Raw genomic sequence first — 18,289 nt, forward strand, 5'->3', positions numbered from 1 at the left:
ACCGTATCGGTCAGAACGCGATGTCGTAACGCTTAAGGTCAGCCTCGAGCGTCTTTGCGTCAGTGAACAGCACCGACTGCCAGCCGGCCGCCTTGGCGCCGTCGACATTCTTCTGGCTGTCGTCGATGAACAGCGTGGCCGCGGGCTCGAGGCCGAACGCGGCGACGTGATGGTCGTAAATGCTGCGCTCCGGCTTGATCATGCCGATCTCGCCCGAAATGGTCACACCGCGCGGTCGGTTGAGAAAATCGAAACGCTGCCGGGCTTCGGCAAGCGTGTCGGCGGCGAAATTGGTCAGCATGGTGACGTCATGGCCGCTCTCGATCAGCTTGTCCATGATCTGGACGCTGTCGTCATAGGCATGCGGCACCATCTCGTGCCAGAGGCGGCGGAAGTTGCGGATGTTTTCGGCGTGGTCCGGGTGTTCGGCGATCAGCAGCGCCTCGGCCTCTTCCCAGGTCCGGCCGCGGTCCTGCTCGATGTTCCAGTCATGCGTGCAGACATTGTCGAAGAACCATTTCCGCTCTTCGGCGTCGGGGATCAATCGGCTGAAAGGCAAGTTCGGATCGTAGTGAATCAGCACTCTGCCGATGTCGAAAACGATGTGGCGGATTTCGGTCATTCTTGTCCTCGTCAACCCAAATTCAATGTGAGGCGATGTGGGCGATTCAATGTGCGCGCTGCTTCTTCGTCGCGCCCGGTATCGCCGCTTCGATTACCTTTTTCATGACAGTGGGCAGCGCTTCGCCGGAAATTTCATGGGCCAGCGACCAGAAATGCCCCGCAGGGGCGGCGCCATCGGTCATCGTTTTGAAGACGTCGAGTTCGAGCGCGAAATGGGTGAAGACATGACCGATCCGGCCGGCTGGCCGCCAGTTGCCGGGGAAGGGCGCCGCCGCGTCCGTGGTGGCGCCGTCGATCCGCGCGGTCCAGCCGGTCGTCGGTACTTCGGTCATGCCGCCGAGCAGGCCTTTATCCGCACGTTTGCGCAAAAGAACGGCGCCGTCATCACGTACGGCAACGAAGGCAGCCCCGCGCCGCAATGGTTTCTCACCCTTCGGCAGACGGACAGGGAAGCGCTCGGGATCGCTTGAAACAGTGGCGCTGCAATCCTCCCGCAGCGGGCACAGCATGCAACGCGGTCGTCGTGGCGTGCAGATCGTCGCGCCGAGATCCATCATTGCCTGGGCGAAATCGCCAGGTCTGATCGCTGGAACCATGCGCTCGACATAGGTGCGTATGTCCCCTTTGGCTTCGCTCAGCGGCGTGAGGATCGAAAACAGCCGAGAAACGACCCGCTCGACGTTGCCGTCGACGACCGCGGCGGGCTGGTCGAAGGCGATCGCCGCGATCGCAGCCGCCGTGTAGGCGCCGATGCCGGGCAGTTCTCTCAAGCCAGCTTGCGTATCCGGAAACCTGCCACCTTGCCGCGCGACGAGATCGGCGCAGGCCTTGAGATTGCGCGCGCGGGAATAATAGCCGAGCCCGGCCCAGGCCTTCATCACATCTTCGGTCGGTGAGGCGGCCAAAGCCTCGACATCAGGCCATTTCTCGACAAAGGCCCGGAAATAGGTTTTTACCGCTTCGACCGTGGTCTGCTGCAGCATGACTTCGGAAAGCCAGACGCGGTAGGGATCGGGCCGTATGCCGCGTGCCGATTCGCGCGGCGCAATGCGCCACGGCAAGTCGCGGTGATGCGCGTCGTACCAGCCAAGCAGGCGGGACGCGATGTGGTCGCTGTCTCCAGACGCGGCTCTGCCGTTGTCCCAAGATGCAGCTTTGCTGTTGTCTCCGGATGCGGTCTTGCGGGTCTGGTCGTGCAGTGCCATTGATCGAGGACTGGCCTAACCGATGCGTGGTGAAGGTCGTGACTGGAGAACGCACATGGCAGGGAAAAGGCCCTTCGGCAATCCCGTTCCGGTGAGTGATCTCGCAACCCAGATTCTCGATCCGGTGTTGCGCAAGCGGGCCGGCATGTCGATCGGGCTCGTCCAGTCATGGGAGGAGATTGCCGGGCCGCGGCTTGCCAGCCGCTCGCGCCCTGAAAAGATCCAGTGGCCGCGCCGCATGCATGAAGATGATCCGTTCGAGCCGGCGGTGCTGGTCATCGCCTCCGAAGGCATGGCCGCCCTCCATCTGCAGCACGAGACCGGCGAGATCATCAACAGGGTCAACGCCTTCCTCGGCTTCAACGCTATCGGCCGGATCAGAATCGTGCAAAAGCCGGTGACGGCGGACAAAGGGCGGCCTAAACCAAGCTTTCGGCCGCTGACCGCGGCCGAGAAGGTGAAGTTGTCAGGCACTGTCGGAATGATCGAGGATGACGGGCTGCGCGCTTCGCTGGAGCGGCTCGGCGCCACCATTCTCGGTCAAAAGAAAGTATAATCTCGCGCTTTCGTGATCGCGTACACAAGATTTGGCGATTGGAATGGGGACGGCGATGCCTTAATTCGCGCCAACTCTCGCCTTTTCTAGCCTTTGCATTGCAAAATCCAACCATTGTCAGGTGATTCGAATGACCCGTCTTTTGTCCCGCAGAAACCTCCTGTCGTCGCTGGCCGCCATTCCGGCGGTGGCTCTGCTCGCCGCCTGCAGCGACTCGGGTGAGAAAGCCGTGGCGGAGGATGTGAAACCTGCGGCCCCCGCCGATCCGATGAAGCCGGCCACTCCAGCGGCGGCCAAGGCGCCTGAGGCCCAGGGCACGGTGGACATGGCGGCCTTGCTAAAACCCGGCGCACTGCCCGACGAGCAACTGGGCAAGGACGACGCGAAGGTCACCATCGTCGAATATGCCTCGATGACCTGCCCGCACTGCGCGCATTTCCACGAAACCACCCTCCCGGAGCTGAAGACGAAATATATCGATACCGGCAAGGCCCGCCTTATCCTGCGCGAATTTCCGTTCGACCCGAGCGCCGAGGCTGGTTTCATGCTGGCGCGCTGCTCCAAAGACAATTATTTCCCGATGGTGGACGTTCTGTTCAGGCAGCAGGAGAACTGGGCAGGTGTCGCCAATACCAAGGACGCCCTGCTGCAAATCTCCAAGATGGCCGGTTTTACACAGGAGTCCTTCGAGGCCTGCTTGACGGACCAGAAACTTCTGGACGATGTGAGATCGGTCCAAAAGCGCGGCGCCGATGAATTCAAGGTCGACTCGACGCCGACCTTCTTTATCAACGGAAAGACCTACAAGGGGGCGCTGTCGATTGAGGAAATCTCGGCCATTATCGACCCTCTGCTCTGACGTTTCGGCAGCGCCGAAGCGGCTGCGCTTCGGCGCGCGCGACTCTTTGTTGTGCCGCGGGTTCTGTTCGCAACACCGCGGAACACTTTTGCGGAACCCGCTTATGGGGCGGCGCGAATGAAGTTTTCGCGCCTCCGCCTGCTCGGTTTCAAGTCCTTCGTCGAACCCGGTGAGTTCGTCATCGAACGCGGCCTGACCGGCATCGTCGGGCCGAACGGCTGCGGCAAGTCGAACCTTGTCGAGGCGCTGCGCTGGGTGATGGGCGAAAGCTCGTACAAGAACATGCGCGCGTCCGGCATGGACGACGTCATCTTTTCGGGTTCTGGAACGCGTCCGGCCCGCAACACCGCTGAAGTCACGCTTTTCCTCGACAACAGCGACCGTAGCGCGCCCTCGGCCTTCAACGACGCGGACGAACTGCAGGTTTCGCGCCGCATCGAGCGCGAGGCGGGTTCGCTCTACCGTATCAACGGCAAGGAAGCCCGCGCCAAGGACGTACAGCTGCTTTTCGCAGACCAATCCACCGGCGCGCGCTCGCCCTCGATGGTCGGGCAGGGCCGCATCGGCGAGCTGATCCAGGCCAAGCCGCAAGCGCGCCGCGCCCTGCTGGAAGAGGCGGCCGGAATTTCGGGCCTGCACACACGCCGCCACGAGGCCGAACTGCGTCTGAAGGCGGCCGAACAAAATCTGGAACGGCTGGACGACGTCGTCGGCGAGCTGGAAAGCCAGATCGAAAGCCTGAAGCGCCAGGCCCGCCAGGCCTCGCGCTTCAAGAACCTGTCGGCCGATATTCGCAAGGCCGAAGCGACGCTGCTGCATCTGCGCTGGACGCTGGCCAAGACACAGGAAGGCGAGGCGCGCTCGGCGCTGGCGATTGCCACCGCACTTGTCGGCGATCGCGCCGCCGCCCAGATGGCTGCCGCCAGGGAGCAAGGGATCGGCGCCCACCGGTTGCCGGAGCTGCGCGACGCGGAAGCCGCCGCCGCTGCCGCCTTCCAGCGCCTGTCGATCGCCAAGACGCAGATCGAGGAAGAAGCGGGCCGCATCCGCGCCCGCCAACTGGAACTCGACCGCCGGCTCCAGCAGCTCGACGGTGACATCGTCCGCGAGGAGCGGATGGTCCGCGACAATGCGGATATTCTTGAACGCCTCGCCGCCGAAGAAGCCGCGCTCAACACCGAGAACGCCGGCGCCGCCGAGCGCGAGGCCAGCACCCGCGCGGCGGTTGAACAGGCGGCGTCGACGCTTGCCGCCAGTGAAGCCAAACTCGCCGGGCTGACCGCCGAACGGGCGGAGGCCGCCGCCTCCCGCAACCAGATCGAACGAACGCTGCGCGACACCGCGGAGCGCCGCGACCGTTTCGCCCGCCAGCTCGCCGATGTCGACCGGGAATTGTCCGACATCGCCTCCAGGGTCGCCGGCCTGCCCGATCCCGCCGAGAAGCAGCTTCTGGTCGAACAGGCCGTGGCGCTGCTCGAGGAGACCGAAGCCGCGGCGATCGCCGCCGAACAGGCAGTCGCCGAGGCGCGCACGGCGGAAAGTGCCGCCCGCCCGCCGGTTCAGGATGCAAAGGCCGAGCTGGCGCGGATCGAGACCGAGGCTCGCACGCTGGCCAAGATCCTGAATGCCGCGAGTGGCGACCTCTTCTCCTCCGTCCTGGAGCAGATCAGCGTCGAACGCGGCTATGAGACGGCGCTGGGCGCAGCCCTTGGCGAGGATCTCGATGTGCCGCTCGACCGCAGCGCGCCGGTGCATTGGGGCCAAAGCGAGGTTCAGCCCGGCGACGCCGCTTTGCCCGAAGGCATCAAGAGCCTTTCCAGTGTGGTCCGCGCGCCGGCGCAACTGGCCCGCCGATTGGCGCAGATCGGCATCGTCGACGCTGCTGACGGAAGACGGCTGCAGTCGCAGCTTTCACCCGGGCAGCGGCTGGTCAGCCGCGAAGGGGCGCTGTGGCGCTGGGACGGATTCACCGCCAGCGCCGACGCGCCGACCGCGGCCGCGCAGCGGCTGGCGCAGAAAAACCGGCTGGCCGAGCTCGATGCCGAGGCGGTCCACGCGACCCGCATTCTGCGCCAGGCCGAAGAAGCCCTTGCCCATGCCGAGCAGGCGCTTGCCCAGGCGAGCGAGGCCGAGCGCAACGCTCGTCAAGCCGGGCGTGATGCCCAACATGGCTTGGACGCCGCCCGCAACGTGCTGGCGGAGGCCGAGAAGGCCGGCGGCGAGCTGTCGAGCCGACGCGCCGCACTTGACGAAGCCCGCACGCGCATCGTCGACAGCCATGAAGAGACGGCCGCGGCTTTACTCGAGGCGGAGATGCTGCTGCAAAGCGCTCCCGATCTCGGTGATCTGCAGTTACAGCTCGAACAGTCGGCCGCCAACGTCGCTCGCGACCGCGCCACCCTTGCCGATGCCCGCGCCGTCCATGAAGGCTTGAGGCGGGAAGCCGAGGCGCGAACGCGCCGCCTCGACGCCATCGGCGCGGAACGCCGCAACTGGCTGGAGCGCGCCGAAAACGCCTCGACGCAGATCGCAGCGCTCGGCGAACGCAAGGCCGAGGCCGAGGCCGAACGCGAGAGGCTGGCCGACGCACCCGACGAGATCGACGCCAAGCGGCGCGCCTTGCTGTCGCAGCTTGCCGAGGCCGAAAGCCTGCGCCAGGCGGCGGGCGACCGGTTGCAGGAAGCGGAGAACAAGCAGTCCGAACTGGATAAGGCCGCGACATCAGCGATCCAGTCGCTGGCCGAGGCGCGCGAAACCCGCGTCCGCGCCGAAGAGCGGCTGACCGCTGCCGACGAAAGACGGCTGGAGGTCGAGGCGCGCATCCAGGAAACGCTGAACACCCCGCCGCATCTGGTCATCCGCCACACCGGCCTGGAGGCCGACAGCCCGATGCCGGAGATGACCGAGATCGAGCGTCAGCTCGACCGGCTGAAGATCGAACGCGAGCGGCTTGGCGCCGTCAATCTGCGCGCCGAGGAAGAGCAGAAGGAGCTGTCGGACCGGCTGGAGACCATCGTTTCCGAACGCGAGGACATCATCGAGGCCATCCGCAAGCTGCGGCAGGCGATCCAGAGCCTGAACCGCGAAGGCCGCGAACGGCTTCTGGCTGCCTTCGACGTGGTCAATGGCCATTTCCAGCGGCTGTTTTCGCATCTGTTCGGTGGCGGCACGGCGGAACTGCAACTGATCGAGTCCGACGATCCGCTCGAGGCTGGCCTCGAAATCCTTGCGCGGCCGCCCGGCAAGAAGCCGCAGACGATGACGCTGCTTTCCGGCGGCGAGCAGGCGTTGACGGCGATGTCGCTGATCTTCGCCGTGTTCCTGACCAATCCCGCGCCGATCTGCGTGCTCGATGAGGTCGACGCACCGCTCGATGATCACAATGTCGAGCGTTTCTGCAATCTGATGGACGAAATGGCCGCCACCACCGAGACGCGCTTCGTCATCATCACGCACAACCCGATCACCATGGCCCGCATGAACCGGCTGTTCGGGGTGACCATGGCCGAGCAGGGCGTCAGCCAACTGGTGTCGGTCGACCTGCAGGCGGCCGAGGCCTTGCGCGAGGCGAGCTGAAGCTTCGACAGTATGGCTTGTTGGTAGCACCTGTTGTGGCTTTCGGCTATAGACTGAATTGGACTAGGTCGGTGCCGTCCATCCGCATGTAGCGTTTAGATATTCCGCATGATCCTTTCCGAAATCGATCTCGATTTCACGGTCGTGTGCCAGCATATGCATGGAGAACCTTGTTGCCTGTACTTGTCACCGGAGCCGCCGGATTCATTGGCAGCCATGTTTGCCACCACCTCTTGAACAGGGGGGAAGCAGTCGTCGGTGTCGACAATATGAACGACTATTACGACCTGGCGCTTAAAAAGGGGCGTCTCGCCCGCCTTCAGCCCCACAAGGACTTTTCATTTCATCAGATCGAGATCGCCGAAGAGGGGGCGCTCGCTAACGCTTTGGCCGGCCAAGGCATAACCAGGATTGTCCATCTCGCCGCTCAGGCGGGTGTGCGCCATTCACTCGACAATCCGAGGCTCTATGTCCGTTCCAATGTTGTCGGCCATCTCGAGATGCTCGAATTCTGTCGCGCGCAGTCCGCATTCGAACATCTGGTCTATGCCTCGTCGAGCTCGGTCTATGGCGGCAACCGCAAGGTTCCGTTCAGCGAGACCGATCAGGTCGACCGGCCCGTCTCTCTCTACGCCGCCACCAAGAAGTCAGATGAATTGATGAGCCATACCTACGCCCATCTCTTCGGGGTGCCGCAGACCGGCTTGCGATTTTTCACCGTCTACGGTCCCTGGGGCCGGCCCGACATGGCCTATTGGATATTCACCAAGGCGATGCTCGAAGGCAAGCCGATCCGGGTGTTCAACAATGGCGAGATGTGGCGGGATTTCACTTATGTCGACGATGTGGTGAGGGCAGTCGTTGCCGTGCTCGACAAGCCGCCATCGGCTGAAGTTCCGCCGAGCAGGCTCTACAATGTCGGCAACAACCGGCCGGTGCGGCTGGGCGATTTCATCGACACTCTGGAAAGACTGCTCGGTGTAAAGGCGATCCGCCACAGCGAGCCGATGCAGAGCAGCGACGTCGAGCGGACCTATGCCGACATGACCGCGCTGGAGCGCGATTTCGGTTTCAGGCCGAGCGTTTCGATCGAAGATGGGCTGAAGAAATTCGTCGACTGGTACCGGTCCGAATGGGCTAAGAGATCGCCGACAACGTGACTGCGGCCTGCGGGTCTCCGCGTTTGCGGCCCAAGGCCGCAGCTTCGCTCCAGTCGCCGCTCGATCATCGCCTCAGCCCGGCCATGAACGTCTTTACGCGGGCGGGATCGACCTTGTTCCACCAGACGCCGTCGTGCTTCAGTGCGCTGGCAATGATGACGCCATCGACGATGCCAAGAATATCGTTTGCATTATCGGACGTCACGCCGCTGCCGACCAGCGTCGGTAGGCCGGCAGCCTCTTTGATCATGCGGATATAGCTCAGATCCGCAGCGTGCCCGGTGCGCTGACCGGTCGCAATGATGGCGTCGGCGTCGAAGAACACCAGATCCTTGACCAGTTCCTCCACCGGGCGGTCGGCAACGATCGCGTGCGCGCCGTGCTTGACATGAGCATCGGCGAAAATGCGGATGCCGTTGGCGCGCAGCCTGGCGCGATACCGTGCCGCGCGACCCGACTCCCCCTCGACAAAACCCTCGTTGGCGACATAGGCATTCGCCCATTGATTGACGCGGATAAAGCCCGCGCCAGCGGCACTGGCGATCGCAAGGGCAGGGATCGCGGCGTTAGCGAGCACATTGATGCCGATCGGCTTGCCGAGTTCGCGGCGGATACGGTCGGAAACGACCGCCATATAGGCCGCTGTCTCCGGTCCGATATCGTCAGGTTTGGCAAAGGGGATGTCGCCATGGTTCTCGACGATCACGCCGTCGCATCCGCCATCGAGATAGGATCTCGCATCATCCAGACCCCGCTGATAGATCGCCTCGACCGCCTCGCCGTCATAGCGCGGCGCGCCGGGAAGCGGCGCAAGGTGGACGACGCCGATCACCACCTTGGTGCGGCCGAAAAGTTCTACGAGCGCGTCGCCGCCTGATTGGCCGAGTTGGGTCATGAGAGCTCCGTTTCATCGATGAGCGCCGCCATTTCAGAGGCGGAAGGACAGGATATCAGTGTGCCGTGCCGTGTCACCGCAATCGCCGCGGCGGCGAGCGCGAATTTCAGTGCTGAGGTAACCGACATACCCTGGGCAAGCCCGCCGGCCAGACAGCCGCAAAACACATCGCCGGCACCGCTGGTGTCTAGCGCCTCGACATGGGGCGCCGGCAAACGAAGCGGTGCTCCCTGGTCCGGGTCAAGCACGAGACAACCTTCCGCGCCAAGCGTGATCACGACTGTCCCGGCGCCTTTGGCCGCGAGCGCGCCGGCCGCGGCTGCCATATCGCCCTGGCCGGTCAGTGCTTTCGCCTCGGATTGATTCACCACCAACACCTGCGCCAGACCGAAGTCAGGCAGAGCCGCCGCATCGATAGGGCTGACGTTCAGGACCGTGCGTGCGCCATTTTCCTGTGCTGCCCGCAGGCAGGCATCTATCGCGGCGCCCCACAGGTTTCCTTGGCAGACAAGGATGTCGCCAAACGCGATCCGGCGCGAAAGTGCAGTTTGCGCGATCGGATCGAACGCCTCGCTGCAGGCGACACCGCTGACGATGAAGTTCTCGCCGCCGGGATCAACGACGATGGTCGAGCGGTCGCTTGGCAGGTCCAATTCAATCGCCTCGAGGTCAGACAACTCCCTGTCGAGGCGGCTCCTGATCCATGCGCCTGTCCGGTCCTTGCCGAGCGCCGTCCAAAACGTCACCGAAGCACCCGTGCGCGCGGCAGCAACCGCCTGGTTTGCACCCTTGCCGCCGAGGCCGTCGGCGTAGCTGCTGGCGTTCAAAGTCTCGCCGGCGGCAGGGAAGCGGCCGACGCGAAAAATCGTGTCGACGCAGGCATTGCCGACGACATGGACATGCATCGCTCAGCTCTCGCCGGTCGCCCAGCTCAGCATCTGTTCGAACAGGGTTTTGTAGCCTTTCCAGGCGATGAACTCCGGTGGCAGCCAATGCGGCCCGACGTCGGATGTCCAGGCCACGGTGCGGCCCTTGCCATAGTGGCCGGTGACGAGCAGTGGCAGCGAGCCATAATCCGACGACACGGTTGCCAGAACTTCCGCCCTGTCTTTCGGCGTCACCTCGTTGAAGCCGAGCAGGACTGGCCAATCCGAACCGAGACCCTTCAGGATCGGATGGTCCGAGGAGCCCTTCAGGACAGGCGCAAACCCTTCCGGCACCTCGACGCGGTCGTCGAACGCGAGGCAGTTCACCGGCAGCACCTCCTCGACCGGCGTCTTGCGGTAGCGCGCGCCGCCATTGATGCCCTGGAAGCTATAGTAGCCGCCGAACATCAAAAGCCCGCCGCCGTCGCGCACATAATCGCGCAGCAGACGCAGACGGTTCGGCGTCGGCTTGGAGTGGACCCAGGTGTCGGGATGCAGAAGCAGCGTGTTGGCGCCGATGTCGGAAAGCACCACCGCGTCATAGGCCGAAAGCGCCTCCATAGTTTGCGGAAAGCTGCGCTGTGCCTCATGCGCCGGCATGAAGGTCACGTCGAAGTCGGTCGCCTTCAGCGCGTTTAGCAATTCGTCCGCGCCGGTGTGATAGGTGACCGTCGGAAACTGGTCGAAACCCTTGATATGGGTGGCGGTCGACACCCAGGATTCACCGGCAAGCAGGATCTTTTTCTTGGACATTTGAACTCCGTCGTAAGTCTGAGCCGTAAGTTCGGGCCGCTTAGTTCTGCCGCGCGAACACGGCCTTGGGATTGGCGATCAGCATGCGGTCGATGGCTGGCTGCTCGACGCCATGCCGTTTCAGGCGCGGTATGAAATGCTTGAGGATATAGCCGTAGCCGAAACCGCCGAAGCGGGTCAGCATGATCTTGAGGAACACATCCTGCGACAGCAGCAGGCGGTCGCCGAAGCCGGCCTCGATAAGTGCCGCGATTGCCCGTGCATTCTCCTCGTCGGAGGGCGATTGCGCGTCCTGATCGGCATAATAATAATCCATGCCGATCATATCGTATTCCAAGAAAGCGCCGCGCCGGGCGAGGCTTGTCTGGTAGTCGAGATCATTGTGGCTGGGGTTCATGTGGCAGAGCACAGTGTGGCGAAGATCGGCGCCCTCGGCCTCCACGACATCGAGCACGTCGTGCGCCAGCCGCTCCCAGCCGGGCAGATGGATCGACAGCGGCACGCCGGTGATGCGCGAGGCCCGCGCCGAAGCTCGCAGCGACTTGTGCTCCTCGGCGGTGAAATCCTTGCTGACGCCGACCTCGCCGATCAAGCCGGCCATGATCGGCGGCTGCGTCTCGCCGCCGCCGACGTCGTTGACGATGAACTCGGTCACTGCGTCTACATCCATCGTCTTCAGCCATTCGGGATGTGTGTGCTCCAGATAGAAGCCGGTGCCCATGACTATCTTCAGGCCGGACATGCGGCTGATGCGGGCGAGCTTTTCCGGCTCGCGGCCGATGCCGATATTAGTCGCGTCGACGACGGTGTGGCCGCCCAGCGCGCGATAGCGTTGCAGCTCTGACAGCGCCAGGTCACTGTCGTCGAGCGAAACATTGTCGCGGTTGACGTAAGGGTTCATGCGCAATTCGCCGATGATCTCGACATTCACCGGCTGCTCGGCGAGCGCCATGTCGTCGGGATGACAGGGACATTTCCAGCTGCGCGCGCCGTCGAGCAAGATGTGCTCGTGCATCAGCGTAATGCCCATTTCTTCGACCGGAACGGGGCCGAGCACGGTCATCACATGGCCGGTATCGACCCCGATCGCCATCCGCTGCCTGGGAGCTGCGTCATCGAAGAGATCATCACTCATAGGCTCAACGGCTCCGTACGGCGCCGCGGAACAGGCGGAAGTTCAGCCAGATGGCGATCAGGATGATCGTTCCGGTGACGATCGGCGTCAGGAAAGGCGACAGATGCGCCAGGATCAGGCCGTTGCCGATGACGGCCACGGTAAGCGCGCCGAGCACCGTGCCGACGATCGTTCCGCGGCCGCCGAACAGACTGGTGCCGCCAAGCACGACGGCAGCGATCACTTCGAGCTCAAACCCTTGCCCGGCATTCGACGATCCGGATCCGAGCCGGGCCGCAATGATGATCCCCGCAAGTGCTGCCGCGGCGGCGGAAATCACGTAGACGAAAAGCGTCGTCAGCCGCGTGTTGACGCCGGCGCGCCTGACCGCTTCGGCGTTGGCGCCGATGCCGGTCACGTAGCGGCCGAACGGCGTCTCGTTGAAGGCGATATAGGCGATCGCGAGGATCGCCAGCGCGATCAGCGCCGGCGCCGGCACGCCAAGCAACCAGGCGCGGCCCAGCACCGTGAAAGGGCTTCCCGGCTCGATGGGGATCGAGTAGCCGCCGGTGATCAGCAGCGCCACGCCACGGATCACCGAAAGCCCGGCAAGCGTGACGATGAAGGCCGGGATGCCCTCATAAGCGACGAAGTAACCCTGAACCGCGCCAAGCAAGGCGCCCAGCGCAAGCATGGCGAGGATGACCACCGGCCATGGCAGGCCCAGCTGCAGCAATGTCGCCGACAAGGTTGCCACCAGTGCCAGCACGGAGCCGACCGAAAGGTCGATGCCGCCGGTGGTGATGACGAACGTCATCGCCGCGGCGACGATCAGCAGCGGTGCCGACTGACGCAGGATGTTCAGCAGGTTGGGCGACGTCAGAAAGGCGTCCGTCGCCACCGAAAAGATGACGCTAACGATAAGAAAGAACAGCGCGATCGACACGACACTGCCATTGGCAAGCACCGCATCTCGCCAGGTGCCTGCGCGGACCCTTTGAGACTGAGCGGAGTGGGTCGAAGTCACGTCGCTCATGCTGGCGCTCCATCGCGATAGGCGTTGGTGGCCGAACGAGCGTTGAATTTGCGGCCCACGATCAGGTTGACGACATCTTCGATATTGGTTTCGCCGATCAGCCGCTCGGCGACGTTGCGTCCTTCGTACATGACCTGGATGCGGTCGCATACGAGGAACAGATCCTGAAGGCGGTGGGTGATCAGAATGACGCTGACGCCGCGCGCGCTCACGGCGCGGATCAGGTCCAGCACAGCCTCTACCTCGGCGACGGCAAGCGCTGCCGTCGGCTCATCCATAATCAGCACGGACGGCTCGAACGAGGCGGCGCGGCCGATCGCGATCGACTGCCGCTGTCCGCCGGACAGATTTTCGACCTTGAGCCGCGTGTCGGCGATAACGATGCCGAGTCGGTCGAGCATCTGACGCGTTTGCTCGTGCATGCGCTTCTTGTCGAGAAAGGAAATGCCGGCGATGCGGCGGCGCGGCTCCCGGCCGAGAAAGAGATTGCCGGCGACATCGACCGTGTCGCAGAGCGAAAGATCCTGATAGACCATTTCGACGCGCGCCGCACGCGCGTCCGCCGGCGAAGTGAAGGTCACCGGCATCCCATCGATCTCGATCGTGCCGGCATCGGGAACCACCGCCCCCGACAGTACCTTGCTCAATGTCGACTTTCCCGCGCCATTGTCGCCGACCAGCCCCAGGACTTCGCCCGGCTTCAGCACCAGCGACACGTCATCAAGCGTCTGAATGGCGTTGTAGCGCTTTGAGATGCCGCTCATCCGCACCCGATAGGTCTCGCTACTGCTCATCTTCGATCCACGGGCTTTGCCAAGCGTCCGCGGCGTAGCCTCAGGCGGCGCCGCGGACCGAAATCGACGCAGTTTACTGGAACATCGCGCGATATTTGTCGACGTTGTCCTTGGTCACGATCGTCACCGGAATATTGATGATCGGCTCGACCGTTTCGCCCTTCTTGAGCTTGACCAATGCTTCGACAGCGGCCTTGCCTTCGCCGGCCGGATCCTGCTGGACGACTGCCACCACCCAACCATCGTCAATGCCTTGAATGACCTGCTTGGTCAGGTCCCAGCCGAACACCTTGACGTCGCCGGTGCGGCCTTGGCTGGTTACGGCCGAAACAGCGCCGAGCAGAGCCGGCTCGCCGGTCGCGTATAGCGTCGTCATGTCCGGATTGGCGGTCATCAAATTCTCCGAAGCGCTCATCGCGGTCTCCTGGACATTCTGGCCGTCGACCGTGTCGAGGAAGGTGATCGCCAGGCCGCTGTCAGTGACCGCCTTCTTGAAGCCGTCGAGCCGCTGGTTCTGAATGAAAGAATTGAGCGCGCCGACAATACCGATCTTGGCAGTGCCGCCCATCTCCGACTTCACATAGTCGGCGTAGAATTTGCCGATATCCTCGCCGGCCTTGGCGTTGTCGACGCCAATGAACGCAACGTTGTCGCCGTCGGGAATCTGCGCGTCGATGGCGATCACGGGGATGCCGGCCGCCTTCGCGGCGGTGATTGCAGGCTTGACGCCGTTTACGTCGATGGCGACCAGAATGATGCCGTCGACCTTCTGTGTGATGTAGTTCTCGATCGCGTCATTTTGCGCGCTCGGCACGTTGTTGGCATTGAAGATGACCAGCTTGGCGCCTGCGGCGTCGGCTGCCTTCTGCGCGCCCTCATTGATCTGGTTGAAGAACAGGGCCTGCTGGTTGATGTTGACGAGAGCGAACGTATCGGCGAACGCCGATCCCATCGCTGTCGAGCAAATGGCGATGAGGGCGGCGCAACGGAAGAGAAGTGTGAACGGACGCATTTACGGTTCCCCTTGCTTGCGGGCCAAACCTGTTCGGCTGGACCCATTGGTGCTACAGGCACGAGGCAAACATTCAAGAGACTTGAATATTTGTCAACGAATTTGATCTCTGAGCGCCTGTCAGAAGGTCGCCGGCGTGTTGACCCAGAAAATGCTGGCTCTCTCCTTGCCGATGTTGCGGTAATGGTGCGGTAGCTCCGACCTGAACACGAACGCATCTCCGGTGGCGAGATCATGGCTCTTGCCATCGACGATCAGCTTGATCCGGCCGGCGAGCACATAGCCGACTTCCTCGCCGACATGCTGGATGGGACCTTCGCTCTCGCCGTCCGCCTCGATATGATGGATATTGCACTGCAGCAGGTGACCGGGCGAATACGGAATAATGCGCTCAAGCGAAATGCCTTCGCCGCGCCTCAGCGCGTCGAGCGAGATCAGTGGCCGCGCGCCTGCGCGGAACACGATCGCCTCGTCGTCGTCGACTTGTTCGAACATCCAGCCGATATTGGTCTCCAGAACTTCGACCAGGCGGTGAAGCATGGGCAGGGATGGCGAAGCCTTGCCGTTCTCGATCTTGGACAAAAGGCTTTCAGAGCAGTTCGCAGCTGTCGCCAGCGCCTTCAGCGTCATGCCCCGTGTCTGCCGGGCGAGGCGCAACCGCGTTCCAAGCCGCGCGGCATTTACGGTGGCGTCCACTTCGGACTCCGGCCGTCGCCGATCGATTTTGTTCATCCGTTCGCCAACCATTCAACAGTCATGGACAACTGTCGCGCGAGCAAAAGACAGCGGCGACCGATTTGCAAGTGATGATTTGTCAATTTCGACGCTGCAGTGCCTCGACCAGTTTTTGATAGCACGGATAAAGCACCTCAGCGTCAAACACTCGCCCTCTATAGCGACGTCGGCCGTCCCCCGATCAACCCGGCGCTGACTGGAACAAAAAGCGTTCCTGCGTTGTTCTCCAACCGTCCCGATGTTCGAAGGGGCTGGTTCATACGCCGGCCAGGGGCAATCCTCGCGGAAGGCGCTCGGCCGGCACGCGAAGACAAGGGATGGCGAGGCAAATGGATCCTGACGATCTCAACGCAGAACGGATCGTCACTGTGTTCGGCGGGACAGGCTTTCTCGGGCGCCGGATCGTGAAGCGGCTCCTTGAAAAGGGTTTCACGGTCCGCGCCGCATCCCGCCACCCGGCTCGTGTGGGCCCGGTCTTTTCTTCGACTGCAAGGATGCCCGAAGCCGTCGAGGCGGATATATTGGATGCGTCCTCGATCGGCTCGGCCATTGCCGGATCACAGGCCATCGTGAATGCTGTCAGTCTCTATGTCGAGCAGGGCGCCCAGACGTTTGAGCGCGTACACGTGGAAGCCGCAACTGATCTTGCCGTCGCGTCGCGCACTGGCGAAGTCGACCGGTTCGTCCAGATTTCGGGGATCGGCTCCGATCCTCAATCGGATTCGAATTATATTAGGGCACGTGGGCGCGGAGAAGAGGCGGTGGCGAGCGCATTTCCCGGCGCTTTCATTGTGCGTCCCGCCGTCATGACAGGACCTGACGACGTTTTCCTCACGACGGTTGTGAGGCTGATACGCCTCCTGCCGGTCTATCCGCTGTTCGGCGATGGCGGCACACGGCTTCAGCCGGTCTATGTGGAAGACGTCGCAGACGCAGTCAGCCGGCTGATCGACGGGCGAGACCACAAGGGCTCATCCATATTCGAATTCGGTGGCCCGCGCATCTACACCTATAAGGAACTGCTGCGGGAGGTCGCCCGACAACTCGGTACCCACATCAGGCTGATGCCGGTGCCGTTTGCGGCATGGGACGCCTTGGCTGGCGTCGCGGAACTCCTTCCGGCCGCCCCCCTAACGCGCAACCAGGTCGATCTTATGCGGCACGACAATGTGGCAGCAATCGGCGCACCGGGCCTGAAGGAACTCGACATCGACCCGCGGGGCATCGAGGAGGTGATCCGCTTGATCGAACGGCGCGCGTGACGCCGGCTCGCGCTCGTCTCCTGCTTAGCAAGACTCTACGATCCTGACGGGAACCTATCGCCATGCGGCGGGTTGGTCGAGCTTGAACCAATGAAGAAGAAGGAAAAGAACTATGGCCAGATGCGATCAATGCGGGAATGACTACGACAAGGCTTTCGAAGTGAAGCTAGCTGAGGAAACCTATACGTTCGACAGCTTCGAATGCGCAATCCAGAAACTTGCGCCGCTCTGTCCGCATTGCGGATGCCGGATCATCGGACATGGCGTCGAACAAGATGACATCATCTACTGCTGCGCACATTGCGCCGCAGAGGAAGGTGCAAGCGCACTGACCGATCGCGCACCTTGATGCAACGCTATCAGGATCATGGCCCCATGAGCCAGGAACATCGCTCGACACGGGCTTATTGGCAAGCACGGAACCGTGCTAGCAAAGCCGTGACCAGCGAAAGCAACAAAAGGTCGGTTTGGCCGTTCTGATCAGCCGCATTTGCGGCGGGGCATTCGAAGACATGACTACGCCGCAAATCCTGTCGTTCGCCGTCATCTTCGTGATGATGGCGGCGCTCGTGTGGGGCCGGTATCGATATGATCTGGTCGCAACCGCGGCACTGTTGCTTGCACTCGCGGTTGGCATCGTGCCTTTTGACGAAGCCTTCAGCGGGTTCAGCGACGATATCGTGATCATTGTCGGCAGTGCCCTGCTGGTGAGCGCCGGCATAGCGCGCTCGGGCATCATGGAAGTTGCCATCAAGCGCTTTGTTCCGAACCTATCGGGTGTTCGGTCGCAACTGGCGCTGCTGGTGATCGTGGTCACGATCCTGTCTGCCTTTGTAAAGAATATCGGTGCGCTCGCTATCATGATTCCGATCGCCTTCCAGTTCGCGCGTCGGTCGAGCGTTTCACCCTCGATATTCCTGATGCCTATGGCGTTCGGATCACTGCTCGGCGGGCTCATGACGCAGGTGGGAACATCTCCCAATGTCGTTGTGTCCCGTGTGCGGGAGGAACTGACCGGCACCGCCTTCACAATGTTCGACTTTACACCTGTTGGAGCCGCCCTGGCCGCCGCCGGAACGATCTTCCTGGTGCTTTTCTATTGGCTGTTACCGGTGCGCGAAAAGCTGGGCGGGTCGGTGAATGAAGCCATCAACATCAAGAATTACCTGACAGAGGCCCGAATTGTCCGCGATTCGACGGTGCTTGGGAAAACCGTCGCAGACCTCATGAAGCTTTCCGGCGGCGATGCTGTCGTGACGTCAATCCTGCGCAACCGGACTATGCGGATGACGCCACTGCCCGACGTTGTCCTCAAAGTGAACGACATTCTGCTGCTCGAGGGCGACCCAGGGGCGCTGCATCGCCTTGTCTCCCAGGGCAAACTCAGCGTTACGGGCAACAGGGCCCGCGGGGACGATACGACCAGCGAGCTGGTCGCTATCGAAGCCGTCATCGGTGAAAGCTCCCCTTTGATCGGCTGGACAGCCCAGCGCCTTGCCCTCTACCACCGCTTCAATGTCAACCTCCTGGCTGTCAGCCGTCACGGCGAGCGCCTCGACCGCAGGCTGGCCGAAGTCCAGCTAAGGCTCGGCGACGTCGTCGTGCTGCAGGGCAATGCAGCGACGATACCCGAGATACTGCGCGAACTCGGCTGCCTGCCGCTGGCAGAAAGGGCCATCCTGCTTGGTAGCGTCCGTAAGGGTGTCGTGCCGGTAACCATCCTTGCTCTCGCTATGGTGGCGACTGCGTTTGGGCTGCTACCGGTCTCCGTCGCTTTCTTTG

General features: G+C 62.7%; 17 protein-coding genes. 7 read left to right on the forward strand and 10 right to left on the reverse strand.

The window, feature by feature from the left end:
• Positions 1-10: 10 nt before the first annotated feature.
• Entirely contained in the window at positions 11-622 is a 612-nt protein-coding gene (locus BQ8482_RS08835; protein WP_123147091.1) for an HAD family hydrolase, read from the reverse strand.
• Between the two features lie 46 nt (positions 623-668).
• A complete protein-coding gene (gene mutY, locus BQ8482_RS08840; protein ID WP_123147092.1) occupies positions 669-1,829 on the reverse strand; it encodes an A/G-specific adenine glycosylase in 1,161 nt (386 codons plus the stop codon).
• A gap of 55 nt (positions 1,830-1,884) precedes the next feature.
• Between mutY and BQ8482_RS08845 the strand changes: the two genes are divergently transcribed.
• The 4 genes from BQ8482_RS08845 to BQ8482_RS08860 all read left to right on the forward strand — a co-directional run bounded on the left by BQ8482_RS08845 (position 1,885) and on the right by BQ8482_RS08860 (position 7,980).
• Positions 1,885-2,385 carry a DUF721 domain-containing protein gene (locus BQ8482_RS08845; protein ID WP_123147093.1) on the forward strand — a complete coding sequence of 167 codons (501 nt, stop codon included), beginning with the start codon at positions 1,885-1,887 and terminating at the stop codon, positions 2,383-2,385.
• A gap of 130 nt (positions 2,386-2,515) precedes the next feature.
• Entirely contained in the window at positions 2,516-3,244 is a 729-nt protein-coding gene (locus BQ8482_RS08850; RefSeq protein WP_123147094.1) for a DsbA family protein, read from the forward strand.
• A 117-nt stretch (positions 3,245-3,361) separates the two neighbouring features.
• Complete coding sequence (gene smc / locus BQ8482_RS08855; RefSeq protein WP_123147095.1) at positions 3,362-6,820, forward strand: chromosome segregation protein SMC; 3,459 nt, start codon at positions 3,362-3,364, stop codon at positions 6,818-6,820.
• Positions 6,821-6,993: 173 nt separating this feature from the next.
• Positions 6,994-7,980, forward strand: a complete 987-nt coding sequence (locus BQ8482_RS08860; RefSeq protein WP_208867602.1) for an NAD-dependent epimerase/dehydratase family protein — start codon at positions 6,994-6,996, stop codon at positions 7,978-7,980.
• Positions 7,981-8,044: 64 nt separating this feature from the next.
• Here BQ8482_RS08860 and BQ8482_RS08865 read toward each other — a convergent pair whose 3' ends face one another.
• From BQ8482_RS08865 to BQ8482_RS08900, 8 genes are all read right to left on the reverse strand, one after another.
• Positions 8,045-8,875, reverse strand: coding sequence for a BtpA/SgcQ family protein (locus BQ8482_RS08865; RefSeq protein WP_123147097.1), 831 nt, complete (start codon positions 8,873-8,875; stop codon positions 8,045-8,047).
• Positions 8,872-9,780, reverse strand: coding sequence for a ribokinase (locus tag BQ8482_RS08870; protein WP_123147098.1), 909 nt, complete (start codon positions 9,778-9,780; stop codon positions 8,872-8,874). The genes BQ8482_RS08865 and BQ8482_RS08870 overlap by 4 nt, the downstream gene beginning before the upstream one ends.
• 3 nt (positions 9,781-9,783) lie before the next feature.
• The gene (locus BQ8482_RS08875; RefSeq protein WP_123147099.1) at positions 9,784-10,554 is read right to left on the reverse strand and encodes a glutamine amidotransferase; all 771 of its coding nucleotides are present in this window, start codon (positions 10,552-10,554) and stop codon (positions 9,784-9,786) included.
• A gap of 40 nt (positions 10,555-10,594) precedes the next feature.
• Positions 10,595-11,689, reverse strand: coding sequence for a phosphotriesterase family protein (locus BQ8482_RS08880; protein WP_123147100.1), 1,095 nt, complete (start codon positions 11,687-11,689; stop codon positions 10,595-10,597).
• 4 nt (positions 11,690-11,693) lie between these two features.
• Entirely contained in the window at positions 11,694-12,704 is a 1,011-nt protein-coding gene (locus tag BQ8482_RS08885) for an ABC transporter permease (RefSeq protein ID WP_123147101.1), read from the reverse strand.
• Positions 12,701-13,498, reverse strand: a complete 798-nt coding sequence (locus BQ8482_RS08890; RefSeq protein WP_123147102.1) for an ATP-binding cassette domain-containing protein — start codon at positions 13,496-13,498, stop codon at positions 12,701-12,703. The genes BQ8482_RS08885 and BQ8482_RS08890 overlap by 4 nt, the downstream gene beginning before the upstream one ends.
• Before the next feature lie 73 nt (positions 13,499-13,571).
• Positions 13,572-14,510: an ABC transporter substrate-binding protein gene (locus BQ8482_RS08895; protein ID WP_123147103.1), complete on the reverse strand. Its 939-nt coding sequence runs from the start codon at positions 14,508-14,510 to the stop codon at positions 13,572-13,574.
• Between the two features lie 120 nt (positions 14,511-14,630).
• The gene (locus BQ8482_RS08900; RefSeq protein ID WP_123147483.1) at positions 14,631-15,242 is read right to left on the reverse strand and encodes a cupin domain-containing protein; all 612 of its coding nucleotides are present in this window, start codon (positions 15,240-15,242) and stop codon (positions 14,631-14,633) included.
• A 332-nt stretch (positions 15,243-15,574) separates the two neighbouring features.
• Between BQ8482_RS08900 and BQ8482_RS08905 the strand changes: the two genes are divergently transcribed.
• From BQ8482_RS08905 to BQ8482_RS08915, 3 genes are all read left to right on the forward strand, one after another.
• Positions 15,575-16,507 (forward strand): complex I NDUFA9 subunit family protein, encoded by a 933-nt coding sequence (locus BQ8482_RS08905; protein ID WP_244602661.1) that lies wholly within the window; start codon positions 15,575-15,577, stop codon positions 16,505-16,507.
• 112 nt (positions 16,508-16,619) lie between these two features.
• Complete coding sequence (locus BQ8482_RS08910) at positions 16,620-16,856, forward strand: hypothetical protein (RefSeq protein WP_077381301.1); 237 nt, start codon at positions 16,620-16,622, stop codon at positions 16,854-16,856.
• A 163-nt stretch (positions 16,857-17,019) separates the two neighbouring features.
• A partial coding sequence (locus BQ8482_RS08915) for an SLC13 family permease (RefSeq protein WP_133254735.1) occupies positions 17,020-18,289 on the forward strand: 1,270 nt, incomplete at its 3' end.

The organism is Mesorhizobium delmotii (assembly GCF_900149755.1).
In the GTDB taxonomy this organism is placed as follows: domain Bacteria; phylum Pseudomonadota; class Alphaproteobacteria; order Rhizobiales; family Rhizobiaceae; genus Mesorhizobium; species Mesorhizobium delmotii.

Excerpts from the sequence above, each read along its gene's own strand:
- BQ8482_RS08835 (WP_123147091.1), bottom strand. The coding sequence starts at position 622 with ATGACCGAAATCCGCCACATCGTTTTCGACATCGGCAGAGTGCTGATT.
- mutY (WP_123147092.1), bottom strand. The coding sequence starts at position 1,829 with ATGGCACTGCACGACCAGACCCGCAAGACCGCATCCGGAGACAACAGC.
- BQ8482_RS08845 (WP_123147093.1), top strand. The coding sequence starts at position 1,885 with ATGGCAGGGAAAAGGCCCTTCGGCAATCCCGTTCCGGTGAGTGATCTC.
- BQ8482_RS08850 (WP_123147094.1), top strand. The coding sequence starts at position 2,516 with ATGACCCGTCTTTTGTCCCGCAGAAACCTCCTGTCGTCGCTGGCCGCC.
- smc (WP_123147095.1), top strand. The coding sequence starts at position 3,362 with ATGAAGTTTTCGCGCCTCCGCCTGCTCGGTTTCAAGTCCTTCGTCGAA.
- BQ8482_RS08865 (WP_123147097.1), bottom strand. The coding sequence starts at position 8,875 with ATGACCCAACTCGGCCAATCAGGCGGCGACGCGCTCGTAGAACTTTTC.
- BQ8482_RS08870 (WP_123147098.1), bottom strand. The coding sequence starts at position 9,780 with ATGCATGTCCATGTCGTCGGCAATGCCTGCGTCGACACGATTTTTCGC.
- BQ8482_RS08875 (WP_123147099.1), bottom strand. The coding sequence starts at position 10,554 with ATGTCCAAGAAAAAGATCCTGCTTGCCGGTGAATCCTGGGTGTCGACC.
- BQ8482_RS08880 (WP_123147100.1), bottom strand. The coding sequence starts at position 11,689 with ATGAGTGATGATCTCTTCGATGACGCAGCTCCCAGGCAGCGGATGGCG.
- BQ8482_RS08885 (WP_123147101.1), bottom strand. The coding sequence starts at position 12,704 with ATGAGCGACGTGACTTCGACCCACTCCGCTCAGTCTCAAAGGGTCCGC.
- BQ8482_RS08890 (WP_123147102.1), bottom strand. The coding sequence starts at position 13,498 with ATGAGCAGTAGCGAGACCTATCGGGTGCGGATGAGCGGCATCTCAAAG.
- BQ8482_RS08895 (WP_123147103.1), bottom strand. The coding sequence starts at position 14,510 with ATGCGTCCGTTCACACTTCTCTTCCGTTGCGCCGCCCTCATCGCCATT.
- BQ8482_RS08900 (WP_123147483.1), bottom strand. The coding sequence starts at position 15,242 with ATGAACAAAATCGATCGGCGACGGCCGGAGTCCGAAGTGGACGCCACC.
- BQ8482_RS08905 (WP_244602661.1), top strand. The coding sequence starts at position 15,575 with ATGGATCCTGACGATCTCAACGCAGAACGGATCGTCACTGTGTTCGGC.
- BQ8482_RS08910 (WP_077381301.1), top strand. The coding sequence starts at position 16,620 with ATGGCCAGATGCGATCAATGCGGGAATGACTACGACAAGGCTTTCGAA.